This is a genomic window from Nesterenkonia sandarakina, assembly GCF_014138825.1.
GTDB lineage: Bacteria > Actinomycetota > Actinomycetes > Actinomycetales > Micrococcaceae > Nesterenkonia > Nesterenkonia sandarakina.
The window spans coordinates 725,067-737,546 of the sequence record NZ_JACJIH010000001.1 but is presented as its reverse complement, the minus strand read 5'-3'; the positions used below and the strand labels follow the sequence as shown (position 1 = coordinate 737,546).

Here is a 12,480-nt window from a genome sequence, read left to right as displayed (position 1 = left end):
TCATGGCTATCACCGAACTTGTGCTCTCTGAACTCCGCACCGCGGCCTCCGCTGCCGCGGACAAACTCGCGACGAACATCGTCGGGTTGGATGTGGGAGAGCGACTCGGCATCACCGATGCCTTCCTGGTCTGCTCGGCGCCCTCCGAACGGCAGATCGGCGCCATCGTCGATGAGGTGGAGCGCCAGCTCAAAGAGCAGCACGACTCCTCACCGCTGCGTCGTGAGGGCCGAGGCAGCGGCACCTGGGTGCTGCTGGACTACGGTCACATGGTCGTCCACGTCCAGCACGAGGAGGAGCGCGCCGTCTATGGCCTCGACAGGCTCTACGCCGACGTGGCCAAGGTCGATCTGCAGCTGCCCGCTGAGCAGTAGAGCAACTCGCATCGCCCCAAGTCAGCGAGTTGTCGCGGTGACTCCACGGCACTGGGATCTCGATTTGCACAGCGATTCGGATTCACAGTAGAGTAGGGGAGTTGCCGCGGCGCAGATGCTGAGTCGGGGTGATGATCTGGGGGTATGGCGCAGCTGGTAGCGCGTCCGCATGGCATGCGGAAGGTCAGGGGTTCGAGTCCCCTTACCTCCACAGATCAGATGGCCCGGAGTCCACCAGGACTCCGGGCCTTCTTTGTATCCGGGGTGTTTCCACGTGAGCTTCGTGGACGCCGGGGAAGTCAGGTGCGTCTTCCGCCGGCACACCTGGTGGTCAGGGTTAGGCTTGAGTCGACCGTCACATCTGACCTCGGAGGTTCTCCCATGCAGCATCGTGTCCTCGGCCGCACCGGCCGCGAAGTGTCCACCGTCGGCCTCGGCACCTGGCAGTTCGGCGGCGACTTCGGCCGGGTCGAGGAATCCGACGCCTTCGCGGTCATGGACGCTGCCGCCGAACACGGCGTCACCGTCTTCGACACCGCAGACGTCTACGGCGACGGCCTCAGCGAGCAGCTCATCGGGAGATGGCTTGCGAAGAACCCGGAGTGGCAGGGTCTGGTCGCCACCAAGATGATCCGCCGCGCCGAGGAGCCCAGCCTGGCGCACGCCACCGCCGAGAACTTCCAGGCCTGGATCGACCGCTCCCGGAAGAACCTCGGAGTCGACACCCTGGACCTGGTGCAGCTGCACTGTCCCGACGACGACGTCTACGCCTCAGACGCGGTTTTCGACCGCCTGGACGCATTGGTGGAATCAGGCGCCATCGCGCACTATGGCGTCAGCGTGGAGACCGTGGAGCAGGCGCTGAGCGCCATCGCCCGGCCGAATGTGGCCACGGTGCAGATCATCCTCAACGCATTCCGGCAGAAGCCGCTGGAGAAGGTGCTGCCAGCGGCCCAGGAAGCCGGGGTGGGCATCATCGCTCGCGTGCCGCTGGCGAGCGGACTGCTCAGCGGTCGCTACACCAAGGACACCACTTTCGAAGCCACCGATCATCGCAGCTACAACCGCGCCGGTGAGGCCTTCGACGTGGGAGAGACCTTCTCCGGCGTCGACTTTGCCACCGGCGTCGAGGGGGCGGCGCAGTTCTCCGAGCTGGCCGAGCAGGAGGGCCTGAAGCCGACGACGGCGGCGCTGGCCTGGGTCATCCAGTCCGCGGGCGTGAGCACGGTCATCCCCGGCGCCCGGAATGCCGACCAGGCACGAGGCAATGCTGAGGCCGGGGGAGCTCCCCAGCTCTCAGACGACTTCCGATCCGCCGTGCGGAAGCTCTACGCCGATGAGATCGCGCCCTCGGTCCACGACCGCTGGTGAATATCAAGGAACACGCCCGGCACTGAGACCCCCAACCAGGCGCCACCGAGCAGGAGGATTCATGCGCATCGCCGTCATCGGAGCCACGGGGAATGTTGGAACAGCGGTGCTGCGGCACCTCAACGATCGGCCCGAGGTGGACAGCGTGCTGGGGATCGCGCGGCGGCTGCCGGACACCGACACAGCCCCCTACGCACAGACCCGGTGGCACCGCGCCGACATCCAGTACAGCGAAGTCATCCCGGATCTTGCCCGCGCGCTCTCCGGCGTGGATGCGGTGATCCACCTGGCCTGGCTGATCCAACCGAACACGCAGCGCAGCCTGCTGCGTCGAGTCAACGTCGATGGAACCCGGCACGTGCTTCAGGCGGCTGCCCGGGCGGGTGTCCGCCAAGCCGTCGTCGCCTCCTCGGTCGGGGTCTATTCTCCGGCCGGAGACGACACCCCCCACGATGAGCAGTGGCCCACCCACGGGATTCCTGGGTCCCACTACAGCGAAGACAAGGTGGCGCAGGAGCAGGTCATGGACGAGTTCCTGCGCGAGCATCCGGGCTTCTCGCTCGCCCGGCTGCGCCCCGGGCTGGTCTTTCAGCGCGAGGCGGGGTCAGAGATCCAGCGCTACTTCGCCGGTGAGCTGGCACCGGTGCAGCTGCTCAACCTCATCCGGCCCCCGGTGGTGCCGGTGCCTGCCGGGATTCGGGTCCAGGCGGTGCACGCAGACGACCTCGCCGCCGCCTATGCACAGGCAGCGATCCTCGGAGCTCAGGGGGCTTTCAACATCTGTGCCGAGGATCTGCTCGACGGTGACGCCATCGCCAAGATCGTCTCCGGCGGGACGAGTCCAGGAGTGAAGCTTCCCCTGCCTGGGGCGGCGCTGCGTCCGCTGATCAAGGCCGCGCACCGTGCCCGGATCCTTCCCACGGATGAAGGCTGGTTGGACATGGGTCTGCACGTCCCGGTGATGGACAGCTCGCGCGCCAGGAACGAGTTGCAGTGGACGCCCCGGTATTCCGGAGCGCAGGCGCTGGAGGAACTCCTCGAGGGCATGGCGTCCGGCGTGGGGACCGCCTCTGTGCCGCTGCGACCCCGGGACCTCGACGCCTCGGGCCGGCCGGAGCTGCCTGCGGCCGATCACACCCTGGGAGGCGAGGTCGATGCGCTGCTGCTGCGCCAATACCTCGCCGACCATCTCGCCGGGGCCACTGCCGGGACGAACCGAATCGGACGCATGGCTGGGGACTACGTGGACACACCGGTCTTCCCTGAGATCTCGGAGGTGGCGGAAGCGGTCCGGCGGGAACGCGGGTTCCTCATCGAGCTGATCCGGCGGCAGGGCTTTGCCACGCCACCGGGCTCCACCACCATTGCCTGGCTGGGGGAGCGGGTCGGGCGACTCAAGCCCAATGGCCGGCTGCCCGGCGGACGCTCTCCCTCCACGCTCGTGGTCGAGGCTGAGATGATGATCACCGGAGTGACCGGCAAGCTCCACGGCTGGAAGGTCATGAAGGACCACGCCGAAGCACTCGGAGTCCACGCGCAGGTGTTTCAGGATCTCATCGAGGACGCCGAGCGCCAGCGTGAACAGCTCCAGAGCGTCCACGCCTATGCGCGCCGCCGGGCCTTCCGAAAGGACCGCAGCACCTTCGAGAAGACACGCTGAACGCCTAGTTATGAACTACTCGTAATAACTTCTCGATCTTGCTAAGCTCGGAGAGTCCACCCCACAAGCCCGCTCAGCACGAGCCGGGCACGTCAGAGCACTCCTGCGTCCATCCGACGTGCGGGTCCTGGCTGCAGCGAAGAGGAGACCGAATTGGCACAGACCGATCCGATCCTGACCACTCGACAGGGCCACCCTGTCACCAATAACCAGAACCAGCGCACCGTGGGAAACCGCGGACCTGCCACGCTGGAGAACTACCAGTTCCTCGAGAAGATCAGCCACTTCGACCGGGAGCGCATCCCGGAGCGCGTGGTCCATGCCCGTGGCTTCGTCGCCTACGGCGAGTTCGAGGCCACCGGCATGATCGGCGACGAGCCGGCGTCGAAGTACACCCGCGCCAAGCTCTTCCAGGAGGCTGGCAAGAAGACCGACCTCGCCATCCGCTTCTCCACCGTCATCGGCGGCCGGGACTCCTCTGAGTCGGCCCGTGACCCTCGCGGCTTCGCCGTGAAGTTCTACACCGAGGATGGCAACTGGGACCTCGTGGGCAACAACCTGCCGGTGTTCTTCATCCGCGATGCGATCAAGTTCCCCGACGTGATCCACTCGCTGAAGCCGGATCCGATCACCTTCCGCCAGGAGCCCAACCGGATCCTGGACTTCATGGGTCAGACTCCTGAGTCCATGCACATGCTCACCCACCTCTTCAGCCCCCGAGGCATCCCGGCGACGTACCGCCACATGGAGGGCTTCGGTGTGAACACCTACAAGATGGTCAACGCCGAGGGCGAGACCGTCCTGGTGAAGTACCACTTCCACCCCCGCGCCGGCGTCGCCTCCATGACCGAGGCAGAGTCCGCCAAGGTCCAGGGACAGGACCTCGGGCATGCCTCGAAGGACCTCTTCGAGGCCATCGAGCGCGGTGACTTCCCGCAGTGGGATGTCCACGTGCAGATCATGGAAGACCATGACCACCCCGAGCTCGGCTGGGACCCGCTGGATGACACCAAGATCTGGCCCGAGGATCAGTTCCCGCTGCGCAAGATCGGCGTCATGACGCTGAACCGCAACGTGGGGGATCACCACAACGAGAACGAGCAGATCGCGATGGGCACCGGTGTGCTCGTCGACGGCCTGGACTTCTCCGACGACAAGATGCTGGTGGGACGCACGTTCTCCTACTCGGACGCCCAGCGCTACCGGGTGGGCCCGAACTACCTGCAGCTGCCGGTCAACCAGCCCAAGGGTCGCGATGGCCGGGTCTACACCCACCAGCGCGGCGGGCTGATGTCCTTCGGCAACGATGTGCACCCCGAGCAGAACCCGCACGTCAACTACGAGCCGTCCATCCACAACGGGCTGCACGAGTCACCTGAGCACCAGCCGCAGAACGCGCCCGCCGTCGGCGGGAAGGTGGTCCGGGAGAACCTGGATCGCCGCAACGATTATCTGCAGGCTCGTGGCCGCTACAACACCATGATGGACTGGGAACGCGATGAGCTGATCAACGTGCTCACCGGGATGTTGGAGCAGTCCGAGCGCGACGTGCAGGAGCGCATCGTGTGGCACTTCTTCATGATCCACGACGACTACGGTCAGCGGATCGCGAAGAACATCGGCCTCACCGTGGAAGATGTCAAGCATCTGAAGCCACTGGCCGTGCAGAACCTCACCGAGGAGGAGCAGCAGCGCCTGGCCAACCTCGGCAACAACGGGGACACCATTGATCCCGAGGCGTGGGGCACCTGGACGGCTTCCGTGGAGAACCGCCAGGCCTCCGGGGAAGACGTGCTGGCCGGCAAGCTGGGAAGCCCGAGCTACAGCAGCTGATTCCTCAGCGCCGCTGAACCCTGGTTGAACCAGTGATGGCCGGGACCCCCGCGGGGGTCCTGGCCATCACTGTCTCAGTGCTCTTCGGCAGCTGCCGCCTCAGTGGTTGCGCAGCGCGTCGATCAGCTGATCCTTGTTCATCTCGGAGTAGCCGGTGAGACCGAGCTCCTTGGCGCGCTCCTGCAGCTGCGCGACCGTCCGGTCCTCGTAGTTCGACGCCTCCCCGCCCTTCTCGCCCTCGCTGCTGCGACCTTCTCTGGCAGCGGCGTTGGCGATCCGAGCGGACTTCTCCTTGGAGCTGCCCTCCTCGCGGAGGCGTTCGTAGAGCTCTTCATCCTTCACGCTGGAGCGTGCCATGGCGGTGGTTCCTTCCTCGGTGTGGTCGGGGGACGTCAGTCCAGCTCAGAAGCCCTTGCCGCCGGTCACCGGGATCACAGAGCCCGAGACGTAGGAGGCCTCTTCGCTGGCGAGGTAGACGTAGGCCCCGGCGAGTTCCGCCGGCTGCCCTGGTCGGCCCAGGGGAGTGTCCTGCCCGAACTTCGCGACGCCGTCGAATCCGGTGGCCGGGATCAGGGGAGTCCAGATCGGTCCCGGTGCCACACCGTTGACGCGGATCCCCTTCTCCGCGAGCTCTGCGGCCATCGACTCGATGAAGGCCACCTGAGCGGCCTTGGACATCGCGTAGTCGAAGAGCGGGGCCTTGGGCTCCACGGCCTGGATGGAGGTGGTCACGATGATCGAGGCCCCTGGCGACAGGTGCGGCACCGTCTCCCGGGTCACCACGATGTGGGCGATCAGGTTGGTCTCGAAGACCTTGCGCACCTCTGCTGTGGGCGTCACGTCGATGCCGTCGCGGGCCCGCTGGTAGGCAGCGTTGAGGATCAGCACATCGATCCCGCCGAGGTCCTCCACGGCTCTGCGCACGATGCCCACGGCGCTGTCCTCCTCCGTGATGTCCACCGGGTAGGTCGCACAGATTCGTCCAGCCTCGCGCACGTGCTGAGCGGTGGTCTGGGCATCCTCCTCCTCGTCCGGAAGGTATGCGATGGCGATGTCCGAGCCCTCCCGGGCGAACGCGATGGCGACGGCGCGGCCGATGCCGGAATCACCGTCGGTGATCAGGGTCCTGCGGCCAGTGAGCCGGCCGTGACCGACCCAGCTGGATTCTCCGTGGTCGGGATCCGGGCCGGTCGCCCCGGTCAGTCCTGGCTGATCGGACTGTTCCTGCTCGGGGAGGTCGCTGTGCCGGTACTTCGTGCGCGGGTCCTGCTGGGTGTAGGGGTTCGTCGTCATGCCTTCATCCCTTCGAGTGATCGGTCCGACCCAGGGTCGGCGGGCCTGCTGATGTCGTTCAGACTGCTGACTTCGTGGGATCCAGGACGACCTTGATGCAGCCGTCCTCCTTCTTCTGGAACATCTCGTAGGCACCGGGAGCCTCGCCGAGCGCCACGGTGTGCGTGATGAAGTCGTCCACACCCAAGGGATCGGCGGGATCCTCGACCAGCGGCAGGATCTGATCCACCCAGTTCTTCACATTGGCCTGGCCCATCTTCACCGTGATCTGCTTGTCGAACATGGTGATCAGTGGCAGCGGGCTGGCGGCACCGCCGTAGACACCGCTCAGTGAGATGGTGCCGCCGCGGCGCACCAGTTCGATCGCGGAGTACAGGGCTGCCAGGCGGTCCACCCCGACGGTCTGCATCATGGCCTTGCCTGCGGCGTCGGGCAGGAACTGGGCCGAGATCTGAGCCGCCTTGGCGATGGGGGAGCCGTGGGCCTCCATGCCTACCGCGTCCACCACCCCGTCGGGGCCTCGCCCGCCGGTGGCTTCGCGGATCTGGCTGATCGACTCCTCGCCGGTGTCGAAGACCATCACGCCATGGCGGGCTGCCATCTCGCGGCGCTCGGCCACAGGATCGATCGCGTAGACCTTCATGCCCTGATGCTTGGCGATGCGTGCGGCGAACTGGCCGATCGGGCCGAGCCCGATGATCGCGATGCTGTCTCCGCGCTGCAGCCCGGTGTAGGCCACACCCTGCCAGGCGGTGGGGATGACATCGGAGAGGAAGAGGTAGCGATGGTCGGGAAGCTCATTGCCCACCTTGATCGGGCTGTAGTCGGCGTGGGGGACCCGCAGGTACTCGGCCTGGCCCCCGGGAACCGCCCCGTACATCGCGGAGAAGCCGTAGAGCGCGGCTCCCATGCCCTGTTCGCGAACCTGCGTGACCTCGCACTGGGTCTGCAGTCCACGCTGGCACATGTAGCAGCTGCCGCAGGAGATCTGGAACGGGATGACCACCCGGTCACCGGCGGTCAGGTTGGAGTCGGGGCCCGCCTCGACCACCCGTCCCATCGGCTCGTGACCCAGGATGTCGCCGGGAGTCATGAACGGTCCGAGCACCTCGTAGAGGTGCAAGTCGGAGCCGCAGATGGCGGTGGAGGTGACTTCGATGATCGCGTCATTGGCCTGCTGAATCGTCGGATCCGGCACCGTCTCGACACTTACCTTGTGGTGGCCCTGCCATGTCACTGCTTTCACGTCGCGTCTCCTCAGAAGTTCGGCTGCGAGGCGTACTCGAAAGAGATGTCATGCATCAATTCCGTCATCACCCTTACAGGCTCTACGCTATCGGCTCGCAGCTGAGAGTGAGCTGAACACCAGCCGAATGTTGACCTCAGCGCCCGGTGCCGAGGCGGCCGATCAGCCTGGTGAGCACACGCCGGCCGGTGAGCAGCGCGCCGAGCACGCCCAGCGCGACAAGGACGAAGGAGCATTCGGCGCCTCCGCCGCCGGTCAGGACCCGGCCTGCCATGCCCAGGACCACGGTGCCCAGGATCACCACGACGGCGTCCGGCCAGAGCCTGGAAGGTGCTCTCCAGAACCGCACGGCGAGCGAGCTGATCAGCAGTCCCAGAAGAAACGGTGCGGCGGTCCCCAGCACATCGCCCAGCCCAATCCCGGTCTCGTGGGACCGATTGCCCAGCGCCGCGAAGCCCACCACCAGGAGCCCGTCCAGGGCCAGCAGCAGCCAGGGGAGTGCGAGCTGACCCCGATGCGGGGGTGTCATCTGCTGAGAGGGCGAGCGCATGTGCCGAGTCTAGGTCGCGCCTGGGGGATCTGGTCTAGGACGTGCCTGCGGGATCTGTCGGGGCAGCGCGGTCATCGATCGAGGCGGTGCAGGCGTCGATGCGCTCGATCGCGGCCGTCAGGGTCTGCACGCTGGCCCAGAGCCTGGGGTGTGAGGCCTGGATCTGCTCCAGCGTGGAGCCGGAGGACTTCAGGGTGGCCAGGTCGAAGCTGGCATTGGTCCGAGCACCGGCGACGGCGGCACGCAGCGCACCGAAGGCGACGACGACGTCGGCGATCAGCGCCCGCTTGCCGTGCTCTGCCAGCCAGGCAAGATCCTCGATGGCAGATACCGCGTGGTCACCGAGCTCCGCCGAGGACTGCGCAGCGCCGATGGCCGCCTCCCGGATCGCCTCCTCGCGCTCTGGTCCCGGATCCACCTTGAAGGCCGCACCGAAGGCCTGGGAGGCGGTCGCGTCGTCGTCGGCCAGCTGGAGCGCGGTCTCCCGACGGTCCTTCGCCTGCGCGAGGATGGCGCTGAGCCTGTCCGCGCGCTGCGCATCGGGCTCGGTGTATCCGGCCACCATGGAGGTCAGCGACGCGGCGATGGCCAGCATCACCCCGGCTCCGGCCCCGCCGCCGGGGGAGCCGGTGGCCTGGGACAACCCGTGGGTCCACTTGGCGACCGTGGAACGATGGGTGGTGATCTCTTCAGTCTCAGACATGGGCCCAGTGTGTCCTAGAAATCCGAGGAACCAAACGCCCCGGACGACGCGGCGGCTGAAATCCGTCACATCGGAGGGGATAGGCGGCTTTACGCGGAGTCATTAAACTGCAACAGTGAAATAGATATAGTTTCCGCAAACAGGGAGTAAACCGTGGAGATTGCGCCTGCCGACTCGAGGCCCGAGGCGGCGGAGCATGACGTCCCTCGCGCCCCAGTTCTCGCCGGGCCGGGCTGAGGTCCCGGCGATGTCCACGAGATCAATCATCATCATCGGCGTTGTCCTGCCGCTGGTGGCGCTCAGTCTGGGCATCGCTGGAGTGTTTCGCGCGGGCTCGGGCCAAGCAGTCTGGCCAGTCTGGCCGGTGCTGATTTCGCTGGCAGCGCTGCCCTTAGCGGCCATCGTTCACCGGCGACGGGTCCGGTGCCAGTCCGAGCGGGGAACCAAGGCCCAGAAGAGCAACCTGACATAATGTAGATTATCGGCGCATTACCGAGGGGGCCGCGAGTTCTTGCGGCGCCTGATAGCCGGCAGCTCCATCCGGGCACTCAGGTCAATGCTGAAGGTGGCACACGAACGCCGGATGTTCAGGAATGGCCGGACGGCACTGAGCCGACCGAGTCGGAGCGATAGCCTGGAACCTGTGACCTCACCCTGGCCCTTGATCTGTCCCTCCTGTGCCGCGCCGATGGACCTGGTGCGGGCATCTGAAGCCCTGGGACACCCACCCCGGACTGATCCGCAGCCGCAGGAAGCCTCACCCCGCGCCCTACAGGCCCTCAGCTGCCCCGCTGGTCACCGCTTCGATGCGGCACGTCAGGGTTATGTCAACTTGCTCTCCGGGCGCGGGACACGCTTCACGCCCGACTCCGCGCAGATGATCATGGCCCGGGAACGGGTCCAGAACGCCGGAGTCTTCGACGCACTGAGCACGGAGCTGGCCCAGATCCTGGACCAGCACACCGCGGCGCGGAGCCGCACTGATGCCGCCGTCCCGGCTGGGACCACGGACACCTCTGGTCCAGCGATCTTTCTGGACTGCGGCGCCGGCACCGGACACTATCTGCACCAGCTGCTCGATTCCTCCCCCGCATCCCGAGGCATCGCGCTGGACCTCTCTGTGGCGGGACTCAAGCGGGCGGCCCGCCACCGGCGAACGCTCGCGCTGGCCTGGGATCTCTGGCAGCCGCTCCCCCTGGCCTCGAATGCCGTGGACCTGCTCCTGGACGTCTTTGCCCCGCGCAATGTGGCCGAGTACGCCAGAGTTCTCCGCCCTGGTGGACTGGCAGTGGTTGTGACCCCCGGTGACACGCACCTCGGGCAGCTCCGCTCGGCGGGCATGCTCAAGGTCCAGGGCGAGAAGCTGCGCCAGCTCGCCGAGCAGATGGCTCCGGCCTTCGGCGCCGCGAAACTGAACGCCCAGGTCAAGGCCACAGTCCCGGTGGATGCCGGTCTCGCTGCCGATCTGGTCTTCATGGGACCCGCCGGGCATCATCTCGACCTCGGTGCCCTGCGCAAGGAGCTTGCCGATGCTGGCGTGTCACATGTCACCATCGACCTCGACGTGAGCCTGTGGCGCAGATAGTCTGAAGTCACGCGTGTATGGGCTGACGAGGAGCTGAGATGATCGAATGGTTCGGCGATAACCTCTGGGCGCCCTGGCTGGCGCTGGCGCTGGGACTGCTGGTCCTCGAAGCCATCACCCTCGATCTGCTCTTCCTGATGCTCGCCGTCGGCGCCGGAGCAGCCACCACCGTGGCCCTCGCCGGTGGCGAGCCCTGGCTGCAGGTGCTCGTGGGCTGCGCCACGGCGCTGCTGATGCTCGGTGCCGTCAGGCCGATCGCACTCAAGCACCTGAAGAAGGGCCCGGCGAACCAGCTCACCAACATCGACCGGATGACCGGCATGGAAGCCCATGCCCTGGAGGCCATCACCGGCGACGCCGGCCTGGCCGAGGTCGACGGCGACACCTGGACCGCGCGCACCACCGGAGGCCTGCGGATCGAGCCCGGAATGGACGCCGTCGTCGAGTCTGTGGAAGGCGCCATCGTCTACCTGCGGCCCAGCCGCGAGATCAACTGGGATGAGCCGGGACCCGACACCTTTGGGCCCAACACTCCCCGACCGGAAGGCGCCTGAGAGACCTTCAGGCGCGCCACTGATAGAGAACGGAACGTCATGGAAGTCACTGCACTTGTAGTCCTCCTGGTCCTGGTAGCCCTGGTGGTGATCATCATCGCGCGCAGCGTACGGATCGTGCCGCAGGCCCGCGCCGGACTGATCGAGCGCCTGGGCAAGTACCAGCGCACCCAGGGCCCGGGACTCACGCTGTTGGTCCCCTTCATCGACCGGCTGCTGCCGATGCTGGACATGCGCGAACAGGTCGTCTCCTTCCCGCCCCAGCCGGTGATCACCGAGGACAACCTGGTGGTCTCCATCGACACCGTGGTCTACTTCCAGATCACCGATCCCAAGGCCGCCACCTACGAGATCCAGAACTACATCATCGCGGTGGAGCAGCTGACCACCACGACGCTGCGTAACGTGGTCGGCGGGCTGAACCTGGAAGAGGCTCTGACCTCGCGTGATCGGATCAACGGACAGCTCCGCGGGGAGCTGGACAAGGTCACAGGGCGCTGGGGCATCCGGGTCGCCCGAGTCGAGCTCAAGGCCATCGAGCCGCCGCACTCCATCCAGGACTCCATGGAGAAGCAGATGCGCGCCGAGCGGGAGCGTCGCGCCGCGATCCTCACCGCCGAGGGCACCAAGCAGGCCGCGATCCTCACCGCCGAAGGTGAGCGTCAGGCCTCCATCCTCGCCGCCGAGGGTGATGCGCAGGCCAGGATCCTGGGCGCCAACGCCGAGGCACAGGCCATCGAGACCGTGTTCAACGCGGTCCACGACTCCGAGCCCGGCCCGGAGCTGCTCTCTTACCAGTACCTGCAGATCCTTCCCGAGATCGCGAAGTCCGAGTCCAACACCATGTGGATGATCCCGGGCGAGTTCGGCGATGCGCTGAAGAACCTCGCAGGGGCCTTCGGAGGGCCGGAGTCCGCTGCCGCATCCGGAATCAGCCTGGAAGATCGCGAGTCCGAACGGGCAGCCCGATCGGAGCGGCTGAAGCAGCGTCGACTGGAGAAGGCCCAGGAGTCCGAGCAGAATCAGGGCAAGCCGTCCATCTCCTCTGCCATCGCGGATATGGCCGAGTCTGCGCGCAGCACCTCGGTGACCGACGAGAACCCGCACTACACCAGTCGCCAGGAGATCGAGCAGGAGGCCCGCAAGGCGCGGGTCGGTAATGCACAGGTCGCCGAGTCACGCACCGACGCTCCCGCGCAGGACGCTGCAGTTGCTCCCACGCAGGAGGCCGAGCTCACCGAGCAGCCGGTCTTCCAACAGCAGCCGGAGCCGATGGAGGATCCGCAGCGCTGAGCAAGGTGGGAATATCTC

13 protein-coding genes, 1 tRNA gene and 1 pseudogene are annotated in these 12,480 nt (G+C 66.5%); 10 read left to right on the top strand and 5 right to left on the bottom strand.

The window, feature by feature from the left end:
* Positions 1–2: 2 nt before the first annotated feature.
* The 5 genes from rsfS (at position 3) to HNR24_RS03300 (ending at position 5,238) form a co-directional block, all read left to right on the top strand.
* On the top strand, positions 3–374 hold the full coding sequence (rsfS, locus tag HNR24_RS03320; RefSeq protein WP_058889204.1) for a ribosome silencing factor: 372 nt from the start codon (positions 3–5) through the stop codon (positions 372–374).
* 138 nt (positions 375–512) lie between these two features.
* Positions 513–585 (top strand) — tRNA-Ala (locus tag HNR24_RS03315).
* 170 nt (positions 586–755) lie between these two features.
* Entirely contained in the window at positions 756–1,745 is a 990-nt protein-coding gene (locus tag HNR24_RS03310) for an aldo/keto reductase (protein ID WP_058889203.1), read from the top strand.
* Between the two features lie 61 nt (positions 1,746–1,806).
* Positions 1,807–3,405, top strand: a complete 1,599-nt coding sequence (locus tag HNR24_RS03305; protein ID WP_058889202.1) for an NAD-dependent epimerase/dehydratase family protein — start codon at positions 1,807–1,809, stop codon at positions 3,403–3,405.
* 153 nt (positions 3,406–3,558) lie between these two features.
* Positions 3,559–5,238, top strand: a complete 1,680-nt coding sequence (locus HNR24_RS03300; protein WP_058889201.1) for a catalase — start codon at positions 3,559–3,561, stop codon at positions 5,236–5,238.
* Between the two features lie 99 nt (positions 5,239–5,337).
* Here HNR24_RS03300 and HNR24_RS03295 read toward each other — a convergent pair whose 3' ends face one another.
* The 5 genes from HNR24_RS03295 to HNR24_RS03275 form a co-directional block, all read right to left on the bottom strand.
* On the bottom strand, positions 5,338–5,595 hold the full coding sequence (locus HNR24_RS03295; protein ID WP_058889200.1) for a DUF7218 family protein: 258 nt from the start codon (positions 5,593–5,595) through the stop codon (positions 5,338–5,340).
* Positions 5,596–5,640: 45 nt separating this feature from the next.
* Complete coding sequence (locus HNR24_RS03290) at positions 5,641–6,531, bottom strand: SDR family oxidoreductase (RefSeq protein WP_182495003.1); 891 nt, start codon at positions 6,529–6,531, stop codon at positions 5,641–5,643.
* A 58-nt stretch (positions 6,532–6,589) separates the two neighbouring features.
* Positions 6,590–7,777, bottom strand: a complete 1,188-nt coding sequence (locus tag HNR24_RS03285; RefSeq protein WP_058889198.1) for an alcohol dehydrogenase catalytic domain-containing protein — start codon at positions 7,775–7,777, stop codon at positions 6,590–6,592.
* A gap of 136 nt (positions 7,778–7,913) precedes the next feature.
* On the bottom strand, positions 7,914–8,327 hold the full coding sequence (locus HNR24_RS03280; protein ID WP_058889197.1) for a DUF3054 domain-containing protein: 414 nt from the start codon (positions 8,325–8,327) through the stop codon (positions 7,914–7,916).
* 34 nt (positions 8,328–8,361) lie between these two features.
* Positions 8,362–9,030 (bottom strand): cyclodeaminase/cyclohydrolase family protein, encoded by a 669-nt coding sequence (locus HNR24_RS03275; RefSeq protein WP_058889196.1) that lies wholly within the window; start codon positions 9,028–9,030, stop codon positions 8,362–8,364.
* Between the two features lie 196 nt (positions 9,031–9,226).
* Between HNR24_RS03275 and HNR24_RS03270 the strand changes: the two genes are divergently transcribed.
* From HNR24_RS03270 to HNR24_RS03255, 5 genes and pseudogenes are all read left to right on the top strand, one after another.
* Complete coding sequence (locus HNR24_RS03270; RefSeq protein ID WP_182495002.1) at positions 9,227–9,502, top strand: hypothetical protein; 276 nt, start codon at positions 9,227–9,229, stop codon at positions 9,500–9,502.
* 84 nt (positions 9,503–9,586) lie between these two features.
* Positions 9,587–9,862 (top strand): annotated as a pseudogene (locus tag HNR24_RS14345) (putative RNA methyltransferase); the annotation flags it as partial.
* Positions 9,863–10,615, top strand: coding sequence for a methyltransferase domain-containing protein (locus HNR24_RS03265; RefSeq protein WP_182495001.1), 753 nt, complete (start codon positions 9,863–9,865; stop codon positions 10,613–10,615).
* Positions 10,616–10,653: 38 nt separating this feature from the next.
* Positions 10,654–11,169, top strand: a complete 516-nt coding sequence (locus HNR24_RS03260) for an NfeD family protein (RefSeq protein ID WP_182495000.1) — start codon at positions 10,654–10,656, stop codon at positions 11,167–11,169.
* A gap of 39 nt (positions 11,170–11,208) precedes the next feature.
* The gene (locus HNR24_RS03255; RefSeq protein ID WP_182494999.1) at positions 11,209–12,462 is read left to right on the top strand and encodes an SPFH domain-containing protein; all 1,254 of its coding nucleotides are present in this window, start codon (positions 11,209–11,211) and stop codon (positions 12,460–12,462) included.
* The last annotated feature ends 18 nt before the right edge of the window (positions 12,463–12,480 follow it).